Origin of the sequence: Facklamia sp. P12945 (assembly GCF_050409485.1) — a bacterium.
GTDB lineage: Bacteria > Bacillota > Bacilli > Lactobacillales > Aerococcaceae > Facklamia.
On record NZ_JBNUPJ010000001.1, the window covers coordinates 81,515 to 107,412 of the forward strand.

Consider the following 25,898-nt stretch of genomic DNA (forward strand, 5'->3'; position numbering starts at 1 on the left):
AATGATTCAATTACTAGCCATCGATTTAGATGGAACCTTATTAAATAGTTCCAAAGAAGTTACAGCTAAAAACCTTGAAGCACTTGATTACGCTCAAGAGCGAGGCGTTAAAGTCGTAATATGTACAGGTAGACCTTATTCAACCATGCATCATTTAATCGATCAAATCGGCTTAAAAAGTGAGGATGATTATTTAATTCTATATAACGGTGCCTTTGTTCAAAGAATTAGTGATGGGCAAGTCTTAATACAAGAAGAGTTAAGCAGCCAAGATCTTCACTCATGGTATCGAGAGTTAACAACTTTAAATTTACCTTTAAACGTTCTAGACCAGGATTTAGTTTATGAACCCTTAACTTACCCAAAAGGTTATGAAAGTTTTTATGTGGGCAATGTTTCTACAGCCCCCCATACCAAAATTGATTTTAATGATTTTGATGAAGCCCATCGTTTTATGAAATTTGTGGTCACGATTGATGAAGCCCATTTATCGCGGCAAATTCCACTGTTAAATAAAGAACTTGTCAGTCAATATACCCTATCAAGATCCCATCCTTTCCAATTAGAAATTATGAAAGCGGGAGTCAATAAAGGAAATGCTTTAAAAAAGTTGTCTGATCAGTTAAATATTCAACCTTCTGCTATAATGGCAATAGGAGATCAGATGAATGATGAGCGCATGATTGAATTTGCTGGTCTTGGAGTGGTGATGGGAAACGGCGCAGAGACTTTAAAGCAGAGGGCTGATTTCATTACTTTATCCAATGATCAAGAAGGTGTCGCTCATGCAATTTATCAATTTATTCAATAGAATGGAGGAAGTCATATGGGATTATTTGATCGCATCAAACGTGCTTTCACAGGTGAAGATAAGGTTGTAAAAGAAGAAATTTTAGACCAAGAAGAACAGATTGTCTTTGAAAAGTATGATAAGGGGATGGAAAAAACACGTAAATCCTTTTCTGACCGCATCACGGATTTATTTACTTCTTGGCGCGAATTAGATGATGAATTCTACGATGATCTAGAAGAAATCTTAATTTCAGCCGATGTTGGCTTCAAAATGACTCTAGCTTTAACGGATGCTATTCGTGATGCAGTAGAAGCTGAAAATGTTCATAAAGCTCAAGATGTTAAGCGTGTTATGTTAGAACAAATGGTGGCAATTTATGAAAAAGACCAACCAGTCAATCCTGATTTAATTGAAAATCCAAACGGGCCAACCGTAGTCTTATTTGTGGGGGTCAACGGGGTAGGCAAGACGACTTCTGTCGGTAAAATTGCTTATAATTTAAAACAATCCGGACATAAGGTTTTAATGGCTGCTGCCGATACTTTTAGAGCAGGTGCAGTTGAGCAACTAAATGTTTGGGGAGAGCGCTTAGGAATACCAGTAGTGACCGGAGCGGACCAAGGAGACCCTGCTTCTGTAGTTTTCGACGCTGTGAAAAAAGCCAATGCGGAAGAGTACGATTACCTTTTAGTTGATACAGCAGGGCGTTTACAAACTAAAGCAAATCTCATGGCTGAATTAGCTAAAATGAAACGGATTATCGAAAGAGAAAATCCGAATGGCGTACAAGAAGTTCTCTTGGTTTTAGATGCAACAACCGGACAAAACGCCTTAATTCAAGCGAAACAATTTAATGAAGCAACCGAGATCAGTGGACTAGTCTTAACAAAATTAGATGGGACAGCTAAGGGGGGCGTCATTCTTTCTATTCGCCATGAATTAGATATTCCAGTTAAATATATTGGTTTGGGTGAACAAGCGAGTGACCTACAAGCTTTTGACGCTGAGAAATATATGTATACGCTTATTCGTGACTTACTTGAGAAAGAAGCCAACTAAACTTAATTAGGGACTTTTATCTGACCCAAGGCTTTTAACTGTGCTATAATGTGAATGATAGAGATAGAAGGGGTCATAATTATGAGTGAATTAGGAACAAGATTACGTGAAGCACGCGTAAATAAAGGGTATACACTTAATACCCTGCAACAAATGACTAAAATTCAAAAAAAATATTTACAAGCGATCGAAGAAGGCCAACTGGAAGAACTACCGGGAAATTTCTATGCCCGAGCCTTTGTGAAACAGTATGCCGATATGGTAGGTTTAGATGGAGATACTCTTTTAAAGGAATATGCTAGTGAGTTGGAAGTGCAAAACAATGAAAGCAGTCCGATAAGAGAAGAAGAGGCTGAAATGCCAAGTCGGTTACGTAGCCGTCATTTAAATGATGAATCGAATCGGATGGAGAAAATCCTCTCTTATATTCCCATGGCTATTCTATCAGCAATTATTATCTGTATTATCGGTATCTTAATTTATACCATTCGTCAGATTTCAACGGAAGATAATCAAGTCGCTCAAACCAATAATAATGCTGATGTCTTAGAAATTGTTAAGCCGTCGGCTAATCCAGTCGATGGATCGACAAAAGAGCCAGAGGTGACTGAAAAAGCTAATAACAAAAAAGACTTAGCGGAAAACCAGCTTTTAGTTGGAAAAGAAGTAATTACTGAAATCTCTCAAGCTGGCGAGATTAAAACCTACCAATTAGAAGGTCCAATTGAAAATTATCAATTTGGTGCCAAAGGAAATGCCTTTGTTTGGGTCGGTATTTATGAAGAAGGAAGTATGGTAGTTGACCAAACGATTTCTAAAGATGAAGTTTTAGAACATCAAGCCAATGATACAACCAAGACTGTGCGGATGGAATTAGGTTATCCAGAAGGGGCTCAATTTATAGTCAACGGTAAAACAGTTGAGCCTGATCCGAGTGTTCCTGGCGTTATTATCTTTAAAGTTAAAGATGAAACTGCCTCTTCAACTGAAGAGCTAGCCATTGATGAGCTGGGAGAAAAGAATGAAGAAACTTCTTATGAAGGTCCAGCGGTATTAGACCCCAATTATTCATCAGGAGAGTAAATTATGAACATTGCTAATCGTTTAACTGTTTTTAGAATATTCTTAATCCCTATCTTTGTTTGTCTTTTAACTTTACCTTTGGATTGGGGCAATCTAACACTGTTAGGAACGACTCTTGCTACCCCTTACTTTATTGGGGGGCTCGTATTTGCCATAGCATCCTTTACGGACTATTTGGATGGTTACTTAGCGCGAAAATTACATTTAGTCACTTCCTTTGGTGTCTTTGCGGATCCAATGGCAGACAAGCTGTTAGTCATTGCAGCACTTATCCTGTTGGTTGAACACCAATTCATCCCAGCTTGGATCGTTATTATTATTATTAGTCGTGAGTTATTAGTGACCGGTTTAAGAGTTCTACTCGCTCAATCTAATGGTAAAGTAATGGCAGCGGCCTGGCCTGGAAAAGTTAAAACCTTCAGTCAAATGTTTGCCATTTTGTTCTTTCTTTGGAAGAATGCTGGCTTTACATGGTTGCCTTTCTCATTGGCACATTTTTTAATGGGAGTTGCTTTATTCTTTACTGTATATTCAGGTGTAGAATATTTTTATAAAGCGAGACATCTTTTTACCGATATTAAGTAGATTATTTTCATTAAAAGTCATCGTTTTGATGGCTTTTTTTTAAAGAAAACACCTTTTTTAATTTTAATAGGTATATATAAAATGGAGGGCCTGCAATGAAGTTAGAAATTATCACAGTGGGGACCGAATTGGTTCAAGGACAGACCATTAATACCAACGCAGCACTACTAGCTCAAGCATTTGCTTCAATAGGTATTTTGTCTTTCAACCAACAAGTGGTAGACGACAATCCAACGCGACTTGAAGAAGCAATTAGAATCGCTGCGACTAGAGCAGAACTAATTGTTTTAGCTGGTGGGATAGGGCCGACCCATGATGATTTAACCAAAGAAAGTTTAGCCCACTTTCTTGGTCAAGAATTAATTGTTGATTTTCAACAATGGCAATACATTCAAGATTATTTTAAAAAACAAAATCGTCAACTTTCACCCTTAGAGTATAAACAAGCTTTAACCTTTAAAGAGGGGTATTGTTTTCATACAGAAGATGGCTTAGCCTGTGGCAGCTTATATTTTGCTGCTGATGCTAATCAATATTACCTATGTTTACCAGGCCCACCTAGTGAGTTAAAGGCCATGCTTGAAAAAGAAGTTTTACCTTATTTTAAAGAAAAAATTGACCAGACCATAGCAATTAAATCCATCTATTTAAATTTTTATGGGATTGGCGAGTCGCAAGTGGCCCATATATTAGATCCAATTATTAAAAAAACAAAAGAGCTGGAAATCGCGATTTATGCTAAGCCTAGACATATTCGCCTAGTCTTGAATCAAAAGCAAGAAAAAATAGCTGACAATAACCAATTATTAGAAAAAACAGCCCAGCAAATAATCGCTAAATTAAAAGACTATTACATAGGTGAAGGAAGAGAACATACTATAGAAGCTTATTTGATTGATCGATTGAAGCAGCTGAATCTCACTCTTTCTGGTGCTGAGAGTTTAACAGGAGGTAAAATGCTCAGTCGCCTCACTCAGATTCCAGGTGCTTCAACAGTCATAAAGGGTGGCTTTGTGGTCTATCAAGCGCAAACCAAGGTAGATTTGTTATCGGTTGATCCTATGATAATTGAAGAATATTCAGTCTATAGTGAGCAATGCGCTTGTGCTATGGCCGAACAATGCTTAAAATTAAGTGGCAGTGACCTCGCTCTGGCTTTAAGCGGAGTAGCGGGTCCGGGCTCTGATCAAGGACATCCAGCTGGAGAAGTCTATCTGGCTTGTGCAAGTAAAAATCGTCCGACCGAATGGCAGAAACTCATGCTTCCCAATCGAGGGCGCGACTATGTACGGGACTTGGCCACTAATTATGGTTATGAATTAATTAAGAGAGTAGTCGAACAAAAGTTCGCAAAAAACTTGAGTTTGGACTAAGAAATTGTTAAGATAAGATTACCTTGATGAACGGAGGAAATAATATGGTAGATGCCAACAGACAAAAAGCCTTAGATCAAGCGCTAAAAAATATAGAAAAAAGTTATGGAAAAGGTGCAATCATGCGTTTGGGTGATCGAACAAGCGTTGAAATTGATACAGTTCCTTCAGGCTCCCTCGCCCTAGATGTGGCCCTTGGAATTGGCGGTTATCCACGAGGACGGGTCATTGAATGTTATGGACCGGAATCTTCTGGTAAGACTACTGTTGCCCTACATGCCATTGCATCTGTCCAAAAGAAGGGGGGCTTGGCTGCCTTTATCGATGCTGAGCATGCTTTAGATCCTGTTTATGCTGAGAAATTAGGAGTTGATATTAACGAATTATTACTCTCTCAACCAGATACAGGAGAACAAGCTTTAGAAATAGCAGATGCCTTGGTCTCATCAGGAGCAGTCGATATTGTAGTGGTTGACTCTGTAGCAGCCTTAGTACCACGAGCTGAGATTGAAGGAGAGATGGGAGATTCGCACATTGGTTTGCAAGCGCGTTTGATGTCGCAAGCCATGCGTAAATTGTCCGGCTCAATTAATAAAACCAATACGATTGCTTTCTTTATTAACCAGATTCGTGAAAAGGTGGGTGTAATGTTCGGTAACCCAGAAGTAACCCCTGGTGGTCGTGCCTTGAAGTTTTATTCTTCTATTCGTCTTGAAGTCAGAAGAACTGAAAGCCTTAAGCAAGGCGGTGATGTGTATGGTAACCGGACACGAATTAAAGTCGTTAAAAATAAACTGGCACCACCGTTTAAAGAAGCCATGGTCGACATTGTTTATGGTTACGGTATTTCGCAAATTGGAGAGCTTGTAGACATGGCATCTGATTTGGATATTATTAACAAGGCAGGTTCTTGGTATTCATATAAAGAAGAAAGAATTGGTCAAGGACGCGAAAGTGCTAAACAATTCTTAGAAGATAACCCACACATCTTTGAAGAGATTGATCAACAAGTTAGACAGCATTATCAAATTGGTGGACATTCGGCAGTAACTTCTGAAGAAGCCGATGAAGAAGCACTAGAAAAAATTAAAGAAATTAAAAAATAATTTTTGAGATATTTTTTTAAAACTAGCAAAACGCAAATTATAAAGCTTTAAAAGGCCCCTCAATCCAATGAGGGTCTTCTTTTTTATAAAAAAGCGTCAGAAAAATTTGAGGCTAAATAGTCATAATGATCCTTTGAATTATTTGACTATGGCTGCGATTAAAAGTATTATAAAAATTGTGGAAAGCCACGATTAATTTTTACACCATATTAATTAATGAAAAAACTAAATAGATACGGAGGTGACTCTTATGGAAAATTTGATTCCACTCGCCTTCGCTATCGTTGCTTTAATTGCTGGTTTTGTTATTGGTTATATCGTTAAACAAAAATCAGATGAAAAAAATATTGCGGGTGCAAAAGCAAATGCCGAAGCAATTATTGATGATGCGATAAATCAAGCCCAAACTTTAAAACGCGAAGCGCTTTTTGAAGCGAAGGAAGAAAATATCAAATACCGTAATGAGATTGAAAACGAGCTGAAAGATCGTCGCCAAGAAGCGACAAAATTTGAAAATCGTTTAATTCAAAAAGAAGAAAACCTGGATAAGAAAAGCAATACTTTAGATAATCGAGAATCTCTATTAGAAAATAAAGAAGCAGATTATTTAAAACGTAAAGATGAATTGGTTGAAAAGGAAAGTGAAATTGAACAACTTATCTTAAAAGGCCAAGAAGAATTAGAAAGAATTGCTATGATGTCAAGAGATGATGCAAAAGAAATCATTCTTAAAGAGACAGAAGAGACACTTTCTAACGAAATGGCTGTCATGATACGTGATGCTGATCAAAAAGCTAAAGAAGAAGCGGACCGTAATGCGAAAGAAATCATTCTTCAAGCTATTCAACGTTCGGCAACAGACCTAGTCACAGATAATTCTGTATCGGTTGTGCACTTGCCAAATGATGATATGAAGGGTCGGATTATTGGTCGAGAAGGACGGAATATTCGTACCTTAGAAAGTCTAACAGGTATCGATTTAATTGTAGATGATACACCTGAAACAGTCGTTTTAAGTGGCTTTGATCCAATTCGTCGAGAAATTGCTAAGCTCGCTCTTGAACATTTAATTCAAGATGGCCGAATTCATCCTGCTAGGATTGAAGAAATGGTTGAGCGGGCACGTAAGGAAATGGATGAGCGCATCCGCGAAGTCGGTGAAGAAGCTGTCTTTGATGTTGGTATTCACGCTATTCATCCTGATCTAATTAAAATTATCGGTCGTTTAGCTTACCGGACTTCCTATGGTCAAAATGTCTTAAAACACTCTGTTGAAGTTGCAAAGTTAGCAGGGGTAATGGCCGGTGAATTGAATGAAGATGTAGTCTTAGCCAAAAGAGCGGGCTTACTTCATGATATTGGTAAAGCATTAGACCAAGAAATTGAAGGTTCTCACGTTGAAATTGGTGCAGAAATTGCTAATCGTTATAAAGAAAATGAGGTAGTTATTAATGCAATTGCTTCTCACCATGGCGATACTAAAGCAACTTCTGTTATTTCAGAATTAGTCGCAGCGGCTGATGCCTTATCTGCTGCAAGACCAGGTGCACGAAGTGAATCCTTAGAAAACTACATTCGTCGCTTGAAACAATTGGAAGAAATCGCCAATGAAAATGAAGGCGTTACTCAATCCTATGCTATCCAAGCAGGTCGAGAAGTACGTGTGATTGTCGCTCCAGACAAGATCAATGATGCTAAAGCGGCTGCTTTAGCAAGAAGTGTGAAACAACGCATTGAAAATGAAATGAAATATCCAGGAAATATTAAAGTAACGGTGATACGCGAAATACGAGCCGTAGAGTATGCGAAATAAAGACAAGGCACAACCCCTTTTGGAGTTGTGCTTTTTATATCATGATAATGATGAGAGCTTTTGCTAAAATAGAACTAGTCAAAACCTTTACTTCTAAGAGAACCTTTGCTTAAATCTCAAATTGTTATTAATTAATTATTAACAAGCAAGTAGAAAGAAAGCTTATTTGGCTTATGTCATTATTATGATATCAATTCAAAACCAATCAACGATTAAATGAACTAGAGGATGAGTAGCCATGTCAAGTAAAGAAACCCCTATGATGCAACAATATCTATCCATTAAAGCCAAGCATCAAGATTCCATCTTGTTTTTTCGTTTAGGCGATTTTTATGAAATGTTTTATGAAGATGCTATTACTGCTGCAAGAGTATTAGAAATCACGCTGACTTCCCGTAATAAAAAAGCCCAAGATCCAGTGCCCATGTGTGGGGTTCCTTATCATTCAGCCACCGAATATATCCGTCGTTTAATCCAAGAAGGCTATAAAGTGGCTATTTGTGAACAATTAGAAGATCCACGACTCACCAAAGGGATGGTCAAAAGAGATGTTGTTCAAATCATTACACCAGGAACCATTTTGGTCGACCAAGCACTCAAACACAAAGAAAATAATTACCTAGCCGCTTTTTTAAAAGCAAAAAACACTTACCATTTGGTTTATGTGGATATTTCAACGGGTCAAAGTCGGATGACTCAAACAGAAGATTGGAATCAATTTGTCAGTGAAATCCAAACGGTTAAACCCAGTGAGTGGATTATCGATGAGGAAGGAAGATCAGGTTTTAGCCAAGAAGAACTGAGCCTACTGCAAGAAAGGATTACGGCTTTTAAATCAACCTTTACACCTGCCGCTTTAACAGAAAATTTCTTTAAGCTAAAAGAGGCAAGCCCTGTTCAAACAGAACTTTTAAAATACTTATCAGCTTATCTCCAATCGATTCAACCGCATGCTTTTGATTATTTAAAAGAGGTGGAAGAGTATACCTTATCTGCCTACTTGCAGATGAATCAATACACTAAGGTGCAATTAGAATTAACCGAATCTTTAAGAACGCAAAAGCGAAAAGGGTCTTTATTGTGGCTGATAGACCGCACGCAAACGGCCATGGGAGGAAGACTATTACATCAGTGGTTGGATAAACCCTTATTACAAAAACAAGCTTTAATTAGCCGCCATCAAAAGGTAGCCGGTTTAATTAATCATTACTTTCTTCGCCTTGAATTAATCAATATTTTAAAAAATATCTATGACCTTGAACGCTTGGTAACAAAACTATCTTTACAGACTGCCAATGCTAGAGAAGTTGACCAATTGCGCCAGTCTTTAAAACAAATACCCCTTCTTAATCAGTATCTCCAACAATTGAACGAAAGCATGGATTCAGTGGATCAATTTCAAGCCTTGCCTGAATTTAATGAGCTTTTGGCTATTATTAATGAAGCTTTGGTCGATAATCCACCGATTTCATTAACAGAAGGTAGAATCATTAAAGACCGCTATCATAAGCAGTTGGATGGTTATCGTGATGCTTTAGATAATGGTGAAAGTTGGCTAATTGATTATCAAGAGCGTGAACGTCAAAGAACCGGCCTAAAAACCCTGAAAGTAGGCTATAATAAAGTCTTTGGCTATTACCTAGAGATGAGCCGTCTGCAAGCACAAGACTTTGACGATCCGACTTATGTCCGCAAGCAAACGTTAGCTAACAATGAACGCTATATTACAGACGAACTTAAACAAATAGAAAGTACCATTCTGGGGGCCCAGGAAAAGGCTGAAAAGTTGGAGTACCATCTCTTTATTGAATTACGCAATCGTTTAAATACCTATTCTAGCCAACTGCAAGAATTGGCACAAGCGGTAGCCACTCTAGATGTTTTATGTTCTTTTGCTGAATTAAGTGAGGAAGAAAACTTCACCCAAGCTCATCTGTCTGATCAAAGAAAAGATTTTGAAATAAAAGAAAGTCGTCATCCCGTTTTGGAGAAGTTAATCGGACGCGCTAAGTTTATCGCCAATGACTTTGACTTAGACCAAGATCAATTTGTTCTACTATTAACCGGACCTAATATGTCGGGCAAGTCGACTTATATGCGTCAAATCGCCTACAGTGTGATTCTTAATCAAATCGGTTGTTTTGTCCCTGCTAAAGAGGCGAGACTGCCCTTAGTCGATCAAATCTTTACTCGGATTGGATCTTCTGATGATTTAACCAGTGGGCAATCCACCTTTATGGTAGAAATGATAGAGACCAATTATGCCTTACAAAACGCCACAGACCGCAGTCTTATCCTCTTTGATGAGATTGGTAGAGGAACCGCCACCTTCGACGGTATTGCCCTAGCGGAAGCGATTCTTTACCATATTGCTCAAAAAGTGGGGGCTGCTACCATCTTCTCTACCCATTATCATGAATTAACGGACCTTGACCAAACACTTTCTCAAATAAAAAACATTCATGTTGGAGCAGTGGAAGAAGCCGGTCATTTAGTCTTTCTCTATAAGATCTTAGCTGGACCAGCGGATAAGTCCTACGGCATTCATGTAGGACGCTTAGCAGGCCTGCCGGAATCAGTCTTGCGACAAAGTCAAGTGGTGTTGGATGAGTTAGAAGCTAATGCCAAGCATTTACGCAACCATCAAGTTGATCCAATAGATCTCTTGCCAATCCCTGAAGAAGAGCAAACTAAAGAAAGCTCTTCGAAGATTGAAACGGCTCTTGAAGCAGTAGATGTTAATCAAATGACCCCCCTAGATGCTTTAAATTTCTTAGCCCAATTAAAACAAGAATTGAAATAAAGAAAGGAGACCGCAATGGGAATTATTAAACAAATGGATATCGCTCTAGCCAATCAGATTGCAGCCGGAGAAGTGGTTGAAAGACCGGCTTCAGTCGTTAAAGAATTGTGTGAAAACGCCATTGATGCCAAAGCAGATCAGATTCAAGTGGAAGTAAAAGAAGCGGGTATTCAACAAATTATAGTGATTGATAATGGTCAAGGAATGGTGGAAGAAGATCTTCATCAATCCGTTTTAGCTCATGCGACCAGTAAAATATATTCCCTACCAGACCTTTTTCAGATTACTTCTTTAGGATTTAGAGGAGAGGCCCTAGCTTCTATAGCTTCAGTAGCCAAAATCAGAATTGAGTCGACTTGGAATGAAGCAAACCAAGCCAGTCAAAGTGGTCATTTTATTGAAGTTGAAAATTCAAAAATAATCAATCAAGGTTCTTGCCCGCCCCGTAATGGGACTACCGTGCAAGTGGATTCAATTTTTTATAATACACCAGCCCGACTCAAGCATTTAGCCAGTCTGCAAACTGAAATGCGCCATATTCTTAAGGTAATCCAGAATTTAGCTATAGCCTATCCAAGTATTTCTTTTACTTTAATTTCAGATGGAGATCGTTTGCTACAAACGGTCGGTAAGGGGGATTTGAAGCAAACCATTGCTCAACTGTACTCACCCCAGCAAGCAAGAGAAATGCTAGCCTTCAAGCAATCGGACATAGAGTTTGGCCTAGAAGGATTGATCTCACCACCCACCTTGACTCGAACTAGTCGCAATTATATTCACTGGATGGTCAATGGTCGAACAGTCAAGAGTCCTTTTCTTAATAATGTGTTGATCAAGGCTTATGGCAAGCAGTTAATGATCGGTCGTTTTCCTTTGAGTTTTATTCAAATAACAACGGATCCTCGCTTGGTAGATGTCAATGTGCATCCTACCAAACAGACTATTCGCTTAAGTAAGGAAGCGGAACTGGCTAAACTATTAACTCAAGCCGTTCAAGCAAGCTTATTACAAAACCGCGCCATTCCTGAAGCAGGAGACAGCCTATTTAGACCTACTCGTTTCTACCAACAAAATAAGGGGCAATTAGACTGGATCAGCCAAACATCCCATCTAGCAGAAGATAAGCAAGCTATAGAGCTGTCTCGTCCTGATTCTAACCAGATAAAAATGGATGAGTACACAAAAGTCAGTGACTTCCCAACTGAAAAGACTCAAGGGATGATGGAAGCATTAAGCTCTCAAGCAGTAGAAAAAGAGGCATTGGATCAACAAGAAAAACCAAAGATGATTGATTTTAGTCAGCTACGCTATGTAGGTCAGATTCATGGCACCTATTTAATTGCTGAAGGTCCTTCTTCTTTCTACTTAATTGATCAACACGCTGCCCAAGAGAGAGTCCGTTATGAAAAATTAATGGCTGACCAAGTGGATGTTGACCAGCAGCAGGATTTTTTGATGCCCAAGCTATTTAGTTTTGATTTAAAAACGGCGCAAATGGCAGAAGAATATAGCGACCGTTTGGCCGAAATAGGGATTCACTTACAAGCTTTTGGTCCTAAATCCTATCAAATGCAAAGTCATCCCACCTGGTTAGAAGCCGATGAATTGGACCAGATAGTGCCAGACTTATTAGACCGTTTGAGCCGGCAAGAAGATCTTTCAGTTAATCAATTGAAAGAAGCGAGCATTATCATGCAGTCTTGTCGTGGTGCTATTAAGGCCAACCATCGCCTAGCAGACAGTGAGGCCATTCATCTACTTGCTGAAATGAACGATTTGCAAGATCCATTGCATTGTCCCCATGGTCGTCCAGTATTTATCGAATTCGATCCGACCACTATTGAAAAACTGTTTAAACGTATTCAAGATCATCATTTAGGAGGAAGAGAAAATGACTAAAAAAGATTATCAAGATAAAATTAAAAAATTAGACCCCATTCAATACCATGTGACACAAGAAGCAGGTACTGAAAGACCTTTTAGCGGTAAATATGACCAGTTTGACCAAAAAGGCATTTACGTTGATATTGTGTCAGGAGAACCCTTATTTTCGAGTAAGGATAAGTTTGATGCTGGCTGTGGCTGGCCATCCTTTACTCAACCAGTTAAGGGAACTGAATTGCAAGAATTAGAAGACCATAAATTATCCAGACCTCGAACAGAAGTTCGCTCCAAGCAAGCGGATTCTCATTTGGGCCATGTCTTTAATGATGGGCCAAAGGATAAAGGAGGCTTGAGATACTGTATTAACTCAGCCGCTTTACGCTTTATTCCTTATGAGGAGATGGACCAAGCAGGTTATAGCGATTATAAGAAATGGGTGGAATAGTTAATGTATCAATACATTCAAGGACAAGTTAAGCAGATTCAACCCACTTACTTAATTCTAGAAGCTAATGGTATAGGTTACCAAATCTGGTGTGCTAATCCTTTCCGTTGGCAAGAAAAGATGCAAGAAAGCATCACACTCTTTATCGAATTAGTAGTCAGAGAAGATGCAATGCTCTTATATGGTTTTATGGACGAGGCTGAAAAGAACCTCTTTTTACAATTGAATAAGGTTTCCGGTATTGGCCCCAAGTCGGCTCTATCCATTCTAGCGTTAGATGATCAAGTGGGCTTGGTGCAAGCTATTGAATCGGCTGATGCCAAGTATTTAATGAAGTTCCCAGGGGTGGGTAAAAAAACAGCCCAGCAAATGATTTTAGACTTACAAGGTAAGCTTGATTTGAGTCAAATGAAAGAAAGTGAAGACTCACCAACAGCTAAAAATAGTTATTTAGAAGAAGTAAAACAAGCCTTAGATGGTTTAGGCTATTCTAAGCGTGAGATTGAGCGCATCATGCCAAAAATAGAAAAAGAAGCCATCCAATCAACCCAAGAAGGTTTGAGTTTAGCCTTTAAGCTCTTAATAAAATAAGCAAGAGAAAGGAATCAATATGGATCAAGAAAGATTTGTATCAAGTGAAAGCTTGAGTGAAGATGATCAACAGCTTACCACTTTGAGACCCCAATTATTAAAAGATTATATCGGTCAATCGAAGGTTAAAAACGAATTGAATGTCTATATTCAAGCAGCCTTGAAGCGATCAGAAGCGCTCGATCATGTCTTACTCTATGGGCCTCCTGGCTTAGGTAAAACCACTCTTGCCATGGTGATTGCCAATGAGTTAGACGTTAAAATTCAAACAACTTCAGGCCCAGCTATTGAGCGACCGGGTGATTTATTAGCCATTCTTAATGAACTGGATGCTGGCGATATTCTTTTTATTGATGAAATTCACCGCTTACCTCGCATTGTTGAAGAAGTACTTTACTCAGCCATGGAAGATTATTATGTCGATATTGTTATTGGACAAGGAGCTAGTTCCCAGCCCATTCATTTTGAATTGCCACCCTTTACTTTAATAGGAGCAACCACACGGGCGGGGATGCTTACTCAACCCCTGCGTGATCGCTTTGGCATTATGGCCCACATGCAGTACTATGAGGTCAAAGATTTAGAAAAAATCGTTAAACGGTCTGCCAGAGTCTTTCAAATCGACATCGATGATCAAGCCAGTAAAGAATTGGCCGTAAGAAGTCGTGGCACGCCAAGAATAGTTAACCGTATGTTAAGACGGGTGCGTGATTTTGCACAAGTTCATGGCGATGGCAATATTCATATCAAAGATACCAAAGAAGCTTTAAAAGTCTTACAAATTGATGCTTTAGGCTTAGACCCGCTTGATCGTAAACTTTTAAAGACGATGATTGAATTTTATGGTGGAGGACCGGTTGGAATTGCCACCCTTGCTGCCAACATTGGAGAAGATATCGTGACCCTGGAAGATATGTATGAACCTTATCTTGTCCAACAAGGCTTCATTAAGCGTACGCCTCGAGGACGGATGGTTACCGAATTAACATATCGCCATTTAAATTATCCCCTGAAAGAAAAATAGAAAGAAGAAAACGATGACTTATACAACTAAAGATTTTGATTATCATTTACCAGAAGAATTGATTGCTCAAACTCCCTTAAAGGACCGCTCATCATCGCGTATGTTGGTCTTAGACCGTCAAAGTCAGCAAACAATCGATACAGACTTTAAACATATGCTTGACTATTTAAAGCCTGGGGATGGCTTAGTAATTAATGAAACCAGAGTTATTCCCGCGCGTTTATTTGGTGTTAAACCGGATACCGGGGGACATATTGAGGTCCTTTTATTAAAAAACACCCAAGGTGACCAATGGGAATGTCTAGTTAAACCAGGTAAAAGAGCTCGTTTAGGGACCGTCTTACATTTTGGCGACCAAGCCCAATTAGTGGGAACAATTATCGAACATAAGGAAGACGGAGGAAGAGTTATTGAGTTTTCTTATCAAGGTGTTTTCCTAGAAGTGTTAGAATCCCTAGGTCAAATGCCTTTACCACCTTATATAAAGGAAAAATTGGATGATCCAGATCGCTATCAAACGGTCTATGCCAAGCAAAATGGTTCGGCCGCTGCTCCAACAGCTGGCTTGCACTTTACTCAAGAACTAATGCAAGAGGCAATAAATAAAGGCATTGAGATTATTCCGATTGTGCTGCATGTTGGCTTGGGAACCTTCCGACCTGTTTTTGTAGAAAAGATTGACCAACACCAAATGCACGCTGAATATTATCAAATCAGCCCAGAATCGGCTGAAAAAATTCAAAACATTCGTAAAAGAGGTGGCAAGATCACAGCAGTCGGTACAACCTCTGTGCGCACCTTGGAAACAATTGCACGTGACCATCAAGGGCAAATTGTGCCAGCTTCTGGTTGGACGGATATTTTTATCACGCCAGGTTTTAAATTTCAAGCAGTTGACCATTTAATTACTAATTTCCACTTACCGCAATCAACCTTAGTTATGTTGGTTTCAGCCTTTTATGATCGCGATAAAATTTTACAAGCCTATCAACACGCAGTGGATCATAAATATCGTTTCTTTAGTTTTGGAGATGCGATGTTCATTCTCTAAATAAACACAGTGGAAGGTGAGAAAAGCAAATGCTATTCAATGTTCGTAGCTCTTATTCTTTATTGCAATCCACCCTTGATTTAAATCAATATGTAGCTAAAGCTAAGTCCCTAGGCTACACGCATCTTGGCTTAGCCGATCAAGGAGTCTTACATGCTAGTCTTAAGTTTTACCTAGCCTGCCAAAAAGCAGACCTTCATGCCATGATAGGGCTTAGCTTGAACTTGCCGGGACGCCTGGACCAAAGTCAAAGCTATCCTATAATTCTTTATGCCCTGAATTACCAGGGCTATTTAGCTTTGATTCAACTTTCTAAATTAATCAACCAAAGCCATCCAGATTATCAGCAAATCGATCATCTGATGAAAGAAGCTAGCCAATCATTGGTTATCATTACTGCCGGCAAGAAGGGAGAATTAGAACAAGCCCTTCTACATGAGAATTTTGAAGCAGGACAAGCGATTCTTCAGTCTTGGCTTCATATTTTTCCGCAAGACAATTTTTATCTAGGACTTTCGATTTATCCCTTCAATGAATTAGAAGTTTCATGGCTATCTCAATTTGCTCGTAACCACCAATTAAAGATGGTTTGTAACCAAGCAGTCGAAAGTCTCACCAGTGAAGAAGGTTTTGCTATAAGGATTTTACAAGCGATTGATCGCGGTGAAAGCTTGGATCCTTCAATTATGACCTATCGGACGTCTCATTATTTATACGGCCGTAATGAATTAGAAGACTTGTATTTACAAAAGGGACTGGAGCAGGTAGTCACCAATAGTCATGCTTTGGAAGAACGTATGCAAGTGCAGCTGCCCATTAATCAGTCGCTCCTACCTAAATTTAAAACACCAAATAATATAGCTGCTAAAGACTATTTAAAACACCTATGTCAAAACAAGCTAGCAGAGTTAAAAGTTGATCAAGTGCCCATTTATCAAGAACGCTTAGACCATGAATTAACTACCATCGATCAAATGGGTTTCAATGATTATTTCTTAATTGTTTGGGAAATTATGGCCTTTTGTTATGAATATAATATCCGAACGGGTCCAGGGCGAGGGTCTGCTGCTGGCTCTTTAGTAGCTTATCTATTAGGAATTACTAAGATAGACCCGATAGAATATGATTTACTCTTTGAACGCTTCTTAAATCCTGAACGCTACAATATGCCCGATATTGATATCGATATTCCAGATGATAAAAGAGACCAAGTGCTTCGTTATGTCGCCCAAAAATATGGCAGCCAGCAGGTAGCTCAATTGGTGACTTTCGGTAGTTTTGGGGCCAAGCAATCACTACGCGACACCCTCAGAGTCTTGTCCTATCCTAAAATGGTGCAAGATCGCTGGTCCAAGACCATACCAACTGAAGTGTCCATCCGCTTGCAGGATGCTTATCAAAAGTCTAGCGCTTTAAGACAGTTAATTGCTGAAGATTCTTTAAATGAACAAATTTTTAAAACTGCTCTCACCATTGAGGGCTTGCCACGACATACTTCTACCCATGCTTCAGGAGTTGTGATTGCCGATCAAGATTTGAGTCGCTGGGTGCCCGTTACAACAAGAGAAGGCCAAATACAGCTTACACAATTTGATATGGAAGATGTCGAACGAGTAGGTTTGTTAAAAATGGACTTTCTGGGCTTGAAAAACTTACAAATCCTAGATACTATTTTGAACTTAATTAAGCAAAATCAAGGCTTAGCCATTGACATCGATGCCATTGATCGTGAGGATTCAGCCACTTTAAGACTTTTCCAAGAAGCTAACACCCAAGGAGTCTTCCAGTTTGAATCTGAAGGAATTCGCCAAGTTCTAAGAAGATTAAAACCGGAAAGTTTTGAAGATATTATCGCAGTCAATGCTTTATACCGACCGGGGCCTATGCAACAAATTTCTCATTTTATCAACCGCAAGCATGGTAAGGAAAAAATTGATTATATCCATCCACTTTTAGAAGGAATTTTACAAAAAACCTACGGAATTATCGTTTATCAAGAGCAAGTTATGCAAATCTGCCAAAAGTTGGCTGGTTTTAGTTTAGGGCAAGCCGACCTCTTGAGAAGAGCCATGGGTAAAAAAGAGATGGACCTAATGAAAGACCAACAAGTTGCTTTTCTAAAGGGTTGTCAAGAGCGTGGACTGGATAGTCAAACCAGTCAGCAAGTTTTCCATTATATTTATCAATTTGCCAATTATGGTTTTAATCGGGCGCACGCTGCTGTTTATTCGACTTTGGCCTACCAACTAGCTTATTTAAAGGTTCACTATCCATTAGAGTTCTTTACAGCCCTCTTAAACCATGGGCGATCAATTCATCAAAGTTTGGATGAATACCTATTAGATGCCAAACGTACGGTAGGACCCTTTTTAATGGTGGATATCAATCGCTCACATACTAATTTTAAAATTGAAAAAGGGGCTATTCGAATTGGTTTAATGGCTATCAATGGACTCAGACATGATTTTTGTCAAGTCATTTTAGATGAGCGCAATTTAGCTGGGCCTTTTACCGATTTCCAAAACTTTCTATCACGGATGCCCCTTAAATTTCTAAAGACCAATTTAATTCAAGCGCTAATAGATGCCGGTGCACTCGACACCTTTGGCTACACACGAGCGACCTTGACCGAGAACTTAGAACATTTTATTCAATTTCGCAAGATTTCAGGCAATCATATTAACTTATTAAAAGAGATTGAACCTAAAATTAATTTGGTCAGAGAGTGGCCTAAAGCCCATTTACTCAAGCGTCAGCGTGAAGTACTAGGCTTGCAATTAGCTGGCCATCCTATTGATGAGTTTTTAAAACTGATTGAAGGAGATCAAAGCTTTCTATCTATTGGAGCTTTAAAATCCTTAAAAATGCCTAAAGGTAAAAAAGTAAAAGTTCTAGCCTATATCGAGCACATGAAAGTCATTGAAACTAAGAAAAAAGACCAGATGGCTTTTTACCGTCTCAATGATGGCAGTCAAAATATTTCTCTGGTTAGTTTCCCTGAAAGTTATCAACGATTTGGCCACCAGCTCAAAGAGGGTCAAGTGGTGGCTTTGCAAGGCCAACTAAGCCTAGATCGACAAGGTCAGCCACAAATTGTTTTGGATAAATTACTGCCCTTACCAGAAGATGAAAAGCAATCCCATTCATCACCGATTCGTCAAGTATTTATTAAATTACTAGCCGGGGCTTCTAGTCAGCAATTAGTGGAAAAATTAAAAGCTTTAGCGGTAGAAAACCCAGGTCCTTTAGAAATAATCATGGTCGATGCCAACCGCAATGCTTGGAAATTAGAGGCTCTATATAATATTTCTATGGCAGATCGGGTGGTGGATGAGTTAAAAGCTCTTTTTGGAGAAAATAATGTCTATTTTAAATAATGAATCTGACTGATAATCATATCAACGGACAGGCTTTTTAATTCATGTTAAAATATTATTAAGAGAGTTAATGAATAAGAAGAGGTGACTTATGAGACGTTTAGCAGTGCTAACAAGTGGAGGTGACGCTCCCGGAATGAACGCCGCTATTCGAGCTGTTGTTGAACAGGGCCTCCATCATCAAATTGAGGTAGTAGGTGTTCAACACGGTTTTAAAGGTTTAGTGGAAGGTGAATATAGGAAAATAGGGATCAACGACCTCACTCATGCCATTCGTAGAGGAGGAACCATCCTTTATTCAGCCAGGTACCCTGAATTTAAACAGTTAGAAGTACAAAAAAAAGCCATTCAACAAATGGAATCCCTAGGAATTGAAGGCTTAATTGTTATTGGAGGAGATGGCTCCTTCCAAGGAGCTCTAGCTCTTACTAAATTAGGTTTTCCAGCTATTGGTATTCCAGGAACCATTGATAATGATATTCCAGGGACCGAATATACGATAGGGTTTGACTCTGCCATGTCGGCAGCGATTGAAGCCATCGATAAAATTTCTGACACAGCGGCCTCACATAACCGTACCTTTGTAGTCGAAGTGATGGGACGTAACGCGGGGGATATTGCTATATGGGCCGGAGTGGCTGTGGGAGCCGATGCCATTGTTATTCCTGAAGAAGATTTCTTTATCGGTGACATTGCTCGCAGAGTCAATACGGCTCTTAGTCATGGGAAAGACCATGCTTTAATCGTATTAGCCGAAGGTGTCATGGGCGTGGAAGAATTTATCAAAGAATACAAAAAAGAAGCCCCTGATCAAAGTGTTCGTGGGGTTAACCTCTCCCACATTCAAAGAGGGGGTAATCCAACAGGTCGTGATCGTGTTTTTGCTACATTAATGGGTGCTAAGGCAGTGGATTTAATTCTTCACGGACAATCGGGTATTTTCGTCGGCATTACCAATGAAGAATTATCCGTTTGTGACATCGTTGAAACCTTAACCAAATCCAAGCACAAAGTAAGAGATGATTTGTACGAAATTAATCGTAGCTTAACGGATCGCTATTGAGCATGAAAAGGAGTTAATATGAAGAAAACAAAGATCGTTGGCACAATGGGGCCGGCAACTCAATCAAAGAAAGTAATGGTCGATCTACTTCACGCAGGAATGAATGTAGCCCGTTTTAATTTTTCTCACGGTGATCAAGCATCGCAATTAAACCATATCAACTTATTTAAAGAGGCCCGTCAAGAAGCCGGTGTTATAGCTGGTATCTTATTAGATACCAAGGGACCTGAAATAAGAACGCATAAGATGGAACATAATGGCATTCTATTAGAAAAAGGTCATAAAATCCGGATAGCGATGACTGAGGTTTTAGGTAGTGCTGATAAGTTTTCTATCACCTATGAAGGCTTAATTGATGATGTGACTATCGGTTCGCTTATTCTAATCGATGACGGTTTAATTGAATTGGAAGTCGAAGCCATTGATGATCAAGCCAAGGAAATTGCTTGTGTGGTAGTCAATTCAGGTGTCTTAAAATCACAAAAGGGTATTAATGTACCAGGTATTTCTTTAAATATTGCGGGTATCACTGAAAAAGACAAGCAAGATATTCGTTTTGGCGCGCGTCAAGATGTTGACTTTATAGCGGCCTCCTTTGTGCGCCGTCAAAATGATGTGATGGAAATACGTGCTATTCTAGAAGAAGAAAACAAGACCAATATTAAGATTATCTCTAAAATTGAAAACCGGCAGGGTGTCGATAATATTGATGAAATTATAGAAGTATCAGATGGGATTATGGTTGCCCGCGGAGATTTAGGGGTCGAAGTGCCAACAGAAGACGTGCCCCTTATTCAAAAAATGATTATTAAGAAATGTAATCGAGCAGGTATTCCAGTCGTGACAGCTACACAAATGTTAGATTCTATGCAAAGAAACCCTAGACCTACACGAGCCGAAGCAGGAGACGTGGCCAATGCTATTTTTGACGGAACGGATGCTGTCATGCTTTCTGGGGAAACAGCGGCAGGGGATTATCCTTTAGAAGCTGTGAAAATGATGGCTAAGATATGTGAACGGACTGAATCACAATTATTAGGTCAGGATGCCTTTACCTTGAAGAAATTCAATCAGTCAGACTTGACTGAAGCTATTGGTCAAGCGGTGGGACATACTGCTCGTAATCTGGGGATTCAAACCATCGTGGCAGCAACCTCTTCTGGCTATACGGCACGCATGATTGCTAAATACCGGCCGTCTTCTAATATCTTAGCAGCTACCTTTGAGGAAGAAGCACAACGTTCACTCACACTGGTGTGGGGGGTTCAACCTTTCGTTATTGGTAAGCCTGATTCAACCGATGAGATGTTAGATTCTGCTTCAGCCATGGCAGTAAGGCAAGGTTTTGCTAAAGAAGGCGACTTGATTATCATTACTGCGGGCGTTCCAGTTGGTGAAAAAGGCACGACCAACATTATGAAGATTCAATTAATTGGAACTAAGTTAGCTGAAGGACAAGGTGTTGGCAGTGGTAACTTCATTGGTAAGGCAGTGATTGCTCATACCGCTGAAGAGGCTAATGCTTATGTCAAAGAAGATACTGTATTAGTCACTAGCCAGACCGACCGTGATTACACTCCAGCTTTAGAAAGGGTGGGCGCTATTATCTGTGAAAGCGGAGGTATTACTTCCCATGCCGCTATTTTTGGCTTAGAAAGAGGCATACCGGTAGTAGTAGCAGTAGAAGGTGCTATGGAAGCTATTAAACAAAATGAACTGATTACTGTGGATGCTCGTCGTGGAATTATCTATCGCGGAGCAACGGTATCCATCTAGTATAGCAGAGTTCTATCTAAGACACTTATTTTAAGACATTTCTTGGCTTATTTATTGATGGGCTGAAGAAATGTCTTTTTGCGTGCCATCTTTTCTCTTTGCTTACAGAATGTGTTAAAATTGTTAATAGAAGACTAAGCGACTAGAATTAATTGTCTTTTGCTTAGGATAGAGTCGGTCTTTACTTTAGGATAGCTCAATCAGCTTGAAGAGAGTTTGATCAGATAGGAGAATGAAAGATGAAATTAGGAAGAATTACCGAATGTAAGATAAGTGACGAGAATGAAAACAGTTATTTTGCGCAAGTGGAAGGGACAACCTTTCGCTTAGACAAGGATCAAATCCAAGGTCAAAGTTATCACTTAGGCGACCAAATTAAAGGGCTTATTTATGAGGATATGAATCGTGAGGCCCGTATTCAATTAGACATCCCTAAGGCAGCTAGTGGTCACTATGATTGGGGCACAGTAACTCAAGTGCGTAAAGACTTGGGTGTGTTTGTGGATATTGGTCTTTATCAAAAGGACCTAGTAGTTTCTTTGGATAATTTACCAGATGATAAAAGTCAATGGCCTCAAAAAGGGGACCAGCTCTACTTGACAATGACTGTGGATAATAAGAACCGTTTTTGGGGCGAATTAGCAAGTTTTGACCAGATGGAAGAATTATTTATCAAGGCAGCTGACCGTTTGATGAATCAAGATTTAGAAGTAACCATTTTTCAATTGAAATTAGTAGGAGCTTTGGCAATTTCTAAAGAGAACTTCCGCAGCTTTATACATGAGAGCGAATGGATGTTACCCCCGCGTTTGGGTCAAAAAATCAAGGGACGGGTAGTCAAGGTACAAAGTGATGGGTCTTTAAACTTGTCCTTAAAACCAAGAGCCCATGAAGCCATTAGCGATGATGCGACTATGTTAATACGTCTATTAGAAAAGACGCCCAATCATTTCTTACCTTATCACGACAAGTCTGATCCTGAAGCTATTAAGCGAGAATTTGGTATTTCTAAGGGACAATTTAAGCGCGCGGTCGGTTCCTTAATGAAGAATAAGCAAATTCGTCAAGAGGCTAATCAGGGGATTTACTTGGTGACGTCAGAAAATGAATAAGGCGGTCAATCAACAGTTACAAAATTATTTAGCGGATTTTAAGCGCTATTTACAAATTGATCAAGTCAAATCAAAAAATACAATCCAAGCCTATGTAAGAGATTTAAAAAAGTTTATAAACTACCATCAAGACCATGCTACACAAAGCTTAGACCAAATCGATTATAGCTACATGCAAGGGTTTTTAGCCCATTTACACCAGCAAAATTATGCCACATCTTCTACTTCACGGCTTTTATCAGCTATGAAACAGTTTTTTCATTATTTGTTAAAAGAAGGGGTTATCCAGCAAAACCCCTTGCAATTAGTTCAAGGACCCAAGCAAGCCAAAAGCCTACCTAAGGTTCTATCAATGGAAGAAGTGGAAGCCATTATTCAAGCACCGAATATAGCCACTTTAACCGGTTTAAGAGACCGAGCCATCTTAGAAGTCCTTTATGCTTGTGGCTTACGTGTGAGTGAATTAACTCAGCTTCAGTTAGCTGACTTACACTTAGACTTGGGTTTTGTTCAAACTTTAGGTAAGGGCAATAAGGAAAGAATCATTCCCTTAGGGGATGAAGCCATCTATTGGGTTGATCAATACTTACAAGATGCCCGAGGTGTTTTTGCTAGTAAAAAGACTGCTCAAGCAGGCCAGATTCTCTTCTTAACAGAAAGAGGAAAGGCCTTCACCCGCCAAGGCATCTGGAAAAATCTTAATAAATATGTTCAACAAGCAGGAGTCAATCAAAGAGTTTCACCACACATGTTGAGGCACTCTTTTGCCACTCATTTGTTAGAAAATGGTGCCGATTTACGCATGGTTCAAGAACTGTTGGGTCATGCAGACATATCGACCACTCAAATATATACACATATTTCACATCACCGCTTACAGGAAGTTTACCGTAAGAACTTTCCACGCGCTTGATGCGATTAAAGGAGGAAATAAAATGTTTAAAAGAATACACTTAATCGTTATGGATTCTGTCGGAATTGGACAAGCACCCGATGCAGAAGAATTTGGAGACTCTAACGTTCACACCTTAGGCCACATTGCCGAAAACTTTGATTTAAACTTAAAAAATATGGCTCAAATGGGTCTGGGTAAAATTGACACCATCAAAGGGGTAGAAGCCGTCGATCAAGCTTCCGCCTACTGGACTAAATTACAAGAACGTTCAGCTGGTAAAGACACCATGACTGGCCACTGGGAAATGATGGGTCTTTATATCGACCAGCCCTTTAGAGTCTTTCCAGCTGGTTTCCCACAAGAGTTGATTGAAAAATTAGAAAATTTTGCTAAGCGTAAGGTAATTGGGAATAAGGTGGCTTCTGGAACCGAAATTATTAAAGAATTAGGACCCGAGCAATTAGAAACGGGGGCATTAATTGTATATACATCAGCCGATTCTGTTTTACAGATTGCTGCCCACGAAGAAGTCATTCCTTTAGAAGAACTTTACAAGGTCTGTGAATATGCCCGTGAGATTACTTTGGAAGATCCTTACATGATTGGTCGGATTATTGCCCGACCTTATGTCGGTCAAATAGGTAATTTCGAAAGAACCAGCAATCGTCATGACTATGCCTTGGATCCCTTTGGCAAAACGACCCTTGATTTCTTAAAAGATGACGGCAAATCGGTCATTGCAGTGGGCAAAATTAATGACATCTTTAATGGAGCGGGTATTACTCAAGCGATTCGCACTAAGTCCAATATGGACGGTGTCGATCAATTACTCAAGGTCATGGGGGAAGATTTTGAAGGCCTATCTTTCACTAACTTAGTGGACTTCGATGCCAAATATGGTCACCGTCGTGACCCTCAAGGCTATGGTCAAGCCTTAGAAGACTTCGACGCCCGCATTCCTGAACTAATTCAAGCCATGAATGAAGAGGACTTGTTATTAATCACAGCCGACCATGGTAATGATCCGACTTATAAGGGAACCGATCATACCCGTGAATATGTGCCTTTATTGGCCTATTCTAAAAAGTTTAAAGCGGCAAGTGAACTACAAGCGCAGCACTTTGCTGATATCGCGGCCACTATTTCTGATAACTTTGGTGTTAAACAGACAGATCAAGGACAGTCGTTTTTAGCACAATTAAAATAGGAGAAGATTATGTATCAAAAAACCTTAGAATATTTAAAAGACCACGGTATGGTAGCCCCTCGAATTGGTTTAATTCTAGGCTCTGGTTTAGGAGATTTGGCAGATGAAATTAAAAATCCGGTTAAAATCCCTTATGAAGCTATCCCAAGTTTTCCAGTATCAACTGTTGAAGGTCATGCTGGTCAATTGGTCTATGGCAGCCTAGCTGGACAAAAAGTAATAGCATTACAAGGACGTTTTCACTATTACGAAGGTTATGACCTTGAAACAATCACCTTTCCGATTCGGATTTTTAAAGAATTAGGGGTCGAAAGTTTGATTCTTACAAATGCAGCCGGTGGGGTTAATAATAGTTTTAAACCTGGAGATCTAATGGTCATCAAGGATCAACTTAATTTTACAGGCGAAAATCCTTTGATTGGTAAAAACAATCCACAAGGTCCGCGCTTTGTTGATATGAGTCAAACTTATAGTAAAAGAGGCATTCAATTGCTACATCAAACAGCTAAAAGTTTAGGTTTTAGTTTACAAGAGGGAGTTTATGCATGGATGACCGGTCCTTCTTATGAGACCCCAGCTGAAATTAGAGCCATTCGTTTGATGGGGGGCGATGCAGTGGGAATGTCTACTGTTCCCGAAGCTATTGTAGCAAGACATGCTGGGCTGGAAGTCTTGGGAGTGTCTTGTATTACCAACTATGCAGCCGGTATGCAGGAGACACTTAACCACCAAGAAGTGATGGCTGTTTCTAGAGAAGTGAAACCACGATTTAAGCAATTAATTTATCAAGTGATTGAACAAATATAGGACTTTGTAAAGCTTTAAGTTGAAATTTCAGTCTTTGCATGGTAATATCTC

The 25,898-nt window shown here is 39.4% G+C and carries 20 protein-coding genes; all 20 read left to right on the forward strand.

What is annotated here, in order from left to right; genetic code table 11:
* Window position 1: 1 nt before the first annotated feature.
* The 20 genes from ACQV2X_RS00375 to ACQV2X_RS00470 all read left to right on the forward strand — a co-directional run bounded on the left by ACQV2X_RS00375 (window position 2) and on the right by ACQV2X_RS00470 (window position 25,847).
* The gene (locus tag ACQV2X_RS00375; RefSeq protein WP_428873740.1) at window positions 2-811 is read left to right on the forward strand and encodes a Cof-type HAD-IIB family hydrolase; all 810 of its coding nucleotides are present in this window, start codon (window positions 2-4) and stop codon (window positions 809-811) included.
* Window positions 812-826: 15 nt separating this feature from the next.
* On the forward strand, window positions 827-1,852 hold the full coding sequence (ftsY, locus tag ACQV2X_RS00380; protein ID WP_428874808.1) for a signal recognition particle-docking protein FtsY: 1,026 nt from the start codon (window positions 827-829) through the stop codon (window positions 1,850-1,852).
* An 81-nt stretch (window positions 1,853-1,933) separates the two neighbouring features.
* On the forward strand, window positions 1,934-2,935 hold the full coding sequence (locus ACQV2X_RS00385) for a helix-turn-helix domain-containing protein (protein WP_428876367.1): 1,002 nt from the start codon (window positions 1,934-1,936) through the stop codon (window positions 2,933-2,935).
* Between the two features lie 3 nt (window positions 2,936-2,938).
* Window positions 2,939-3,520, forward strand: coding sequence for a CDP-diacylglycerol--glycerol-3-phosphate 3-phosphatidyltransferase (gene pgsA / locus ACQV2X_RS00390; protein WP_428876366.1), 582 nt, complete (start codon window positions 2,939-2,941; stop codon window positions 3,518-3,520).
* 95 nt (window positions 3,521-3,615) lie between these two features.
* The gene (locus ACQV2X_RS00395) at window positions 3,616-4,893 is read left to right on the forward strand and encodes a competence/damage-inducible protein A (protein WP_428894147.1); all 1,278 of its coding nucleotides are present in this window, start codon (window positions 3,616-3,618) and stop codon (window positions 4,891-4,893) included.
* Between the two features lie 44 nt (window positions 4,894-4,937).
* Entirely contained in the window at window positions 4,938-5,999 is a 1,062-nt protein-coding gene (recA, locus tag ACQV2X_RS00400) for a recombinase RecA (RefSeq protein ID WP_428874803.1), read from the forward strand.
* A gap of 250 nt (window positions 6,000-6,249) precedes the next feature.
* Window positions 6,250-7,812, forward strand: a complete 1,563-nt coding sequence (rny, locus tag ACQV2X_RS00405; protein ID WP_428874802.1) for a ribonuclease Y — start codon at window positions 6,250-6,252, stop codon at window positions 7,810-7,812.
* A gap of 238 nt (window positions 7,813-8,050) precedes the next feature.
* On the forward strand, window positions 8,051-10,615 hold the full coding sequence (mutS, locus tag ACQV2X_RS00410; RefSeq protein WP_428876365.1) for a DNA mismatch repair protein MutS: 2,565 nt from the start codon (window positions 8,051-8,053) through the stop codon (window positions 10,613-10,615).
* 15 nt (window positions 10,616-10,630) lie between these two features.
* Window positions 10,631-12,514 (forward strand): DNA mismatch repair endonuclease MutL, encoded by a 1,884-nt coding sequence (mutL, locus tag ACQV2X_RS00415; RefSeq protein ID WP_428894148.1) that lies wholly within the window; start codon window positions 10,631-10,633, stop codon window positions 12,512-12,514.
* A complete protein-coding gene (gene msrB / locus ACQV2X_RS00420; protein WP_428876364.1) occupies window positions 12,507-12,944 on the forward strand; it encodes a peptide-methionine (R)-S-oxide reductase MsrB in 438 nt (145 codons plus the stop codon). The genes mutL and msrB overlap by 8 nt, the downstream gene beginning before the upstream one ends.
* A 3-nt stretch (window positions 12,945-12,947) precedes the next feature.
* On the forward strand, window positions 12,948-13,535 hold the full coding sequence (ruvA, locus tag ACQV2X_RS00425) for a Holliday junction branch migration protein RuvA (protein WP_428894149.1): 588 nt from the start codon (window positions 12,948-12,950) through the stop codon (window positions 13,533-13,535).
* 19 nt (window positions 13,536-13,554) lie between these two features.
* Window positions 13,555-14,559, forward strand: coding sequence for a Holliday junction branch migration DNA helicase RuvB (gene ruvB / locus ACQV2X_RS00430; protein ID WP_428873729.1), 1,005 nt, complete (start codon window positions 13,555-13,557; stop codon window positions 14,557-14,559).
* A 13-nt stretch (window positions 14,560-14,572) separates the two neighbouring features.
* Window positions 14,573-15,610, forward strand: a complete 1,038-nt coding sequence (gene queA, locus ACQV2X_RS00435; protein WP_428873728.1) for a tRNA preQ1(34) S-adenosylmethionine ribosyltransferase-isomerase QueA — start codon at window positions 14,573-14,575, stop codon at window positions 15,608-15,610.
* Window positions 15,611-15,639: 29 nt separating this feature from the next.
* Window positions 15,640-18,987 (forward strand): DNA polymerase III subunit alpha, encoded by a 3,348-nt coding sequence (dnaE, locus tag ACQV2X_RS00440; RefSeq protein ID WP_428894150.1) that lies wholly within the window; start codon window positions 15,640-15,642, stop codon window positions 18,985-18,987.
* A 91-nt stretch (window positions 18,988-19,078) separates the two neighbouring features.
* Window positions 19,079-20,050 carry an ATP-dependent 6-phosphofructokinase gene (locus ACQV2X_RS00445; protein ID WP_428873726.1) on the forward strand — a complete coding sequence of 324 codons (972 nt, stop codon included), beginning with the start codon at window positions 19,079-19,081 and terminating at the stop codon, window positions 20,048-20,050.
* Window positions 20,051-20,068: 18 nt separating this feature from the next.
* On the forward strand, window positions 20,069-21,826 hold the full coding sequence (gene pyk / locus ACQV2X_RS00450; protein ID WP_428894151.1) for a pyruvate kinase: 1,758 nt from the start codon (window positions 20,069-20,071) through the stop codon (window positions 21,824-21,826).
* A gap of 239 nt (window positions 21,827-22,065) precedes the next feature.
* The gene (locus tag ACQV2X_RS00455) at window positions 22,066-22,938 is read left to right on the forward strand and encodes a CvfB family protein (protein WP_428873724.1); all 873 of its coding nucleotides are present in this window, start codon (window positions 22,066-22,068) and stop codon (window positions 22,936-22,938) included.
* The gene (gene xerD / locus ACQV2X_RS00460) at window positions 22,931-23,851 is read left to right on the forward strand and encodes a site-specific tyrosine recombinase XerD (RefSeq protein ID WP_428873723.1); all 921 of its coding nucleotides are present in this window, start codon (window positions 22,931-22,933) and stop codon (window positions 23,849-23,851) included. The genes ACQV2X_RS00455 and xerD overlap by 8 nt, the downstream gene beginning before the upstream one ends.
* Before the next feature lie 22 nt (window positions 23,852-23,873).
* Complete coding sequence (gene deoB / locus ACQV2X_RS00465) at window positions 23,874-25,040, forward strand: phosphopentomutase (RefSeq protein WP_428894152.1); 1,167 nt, start codon at window positions 23,874-23,876, stop codon at window positions 25,038-25,040.
* A gap of 9 nt (window positions 25,041-25,049) precedes the next feature.
* Window positions 25,050-25,847 carry a purine-nucleoside phosphorylase gene (locus tag ACQV2X_RS00470; RefSeq protein WP_428874794.1) on the forward strand — a complete coding sequence of 266 codons (798 nt, stop codon included), beginning with the start codon at window positions 25,050-25,052 and terminating at the stop codon, window positions 25,845-25,847.
* Window positions 25,848-25,898 lie beyond the last annotated feature (51 nt).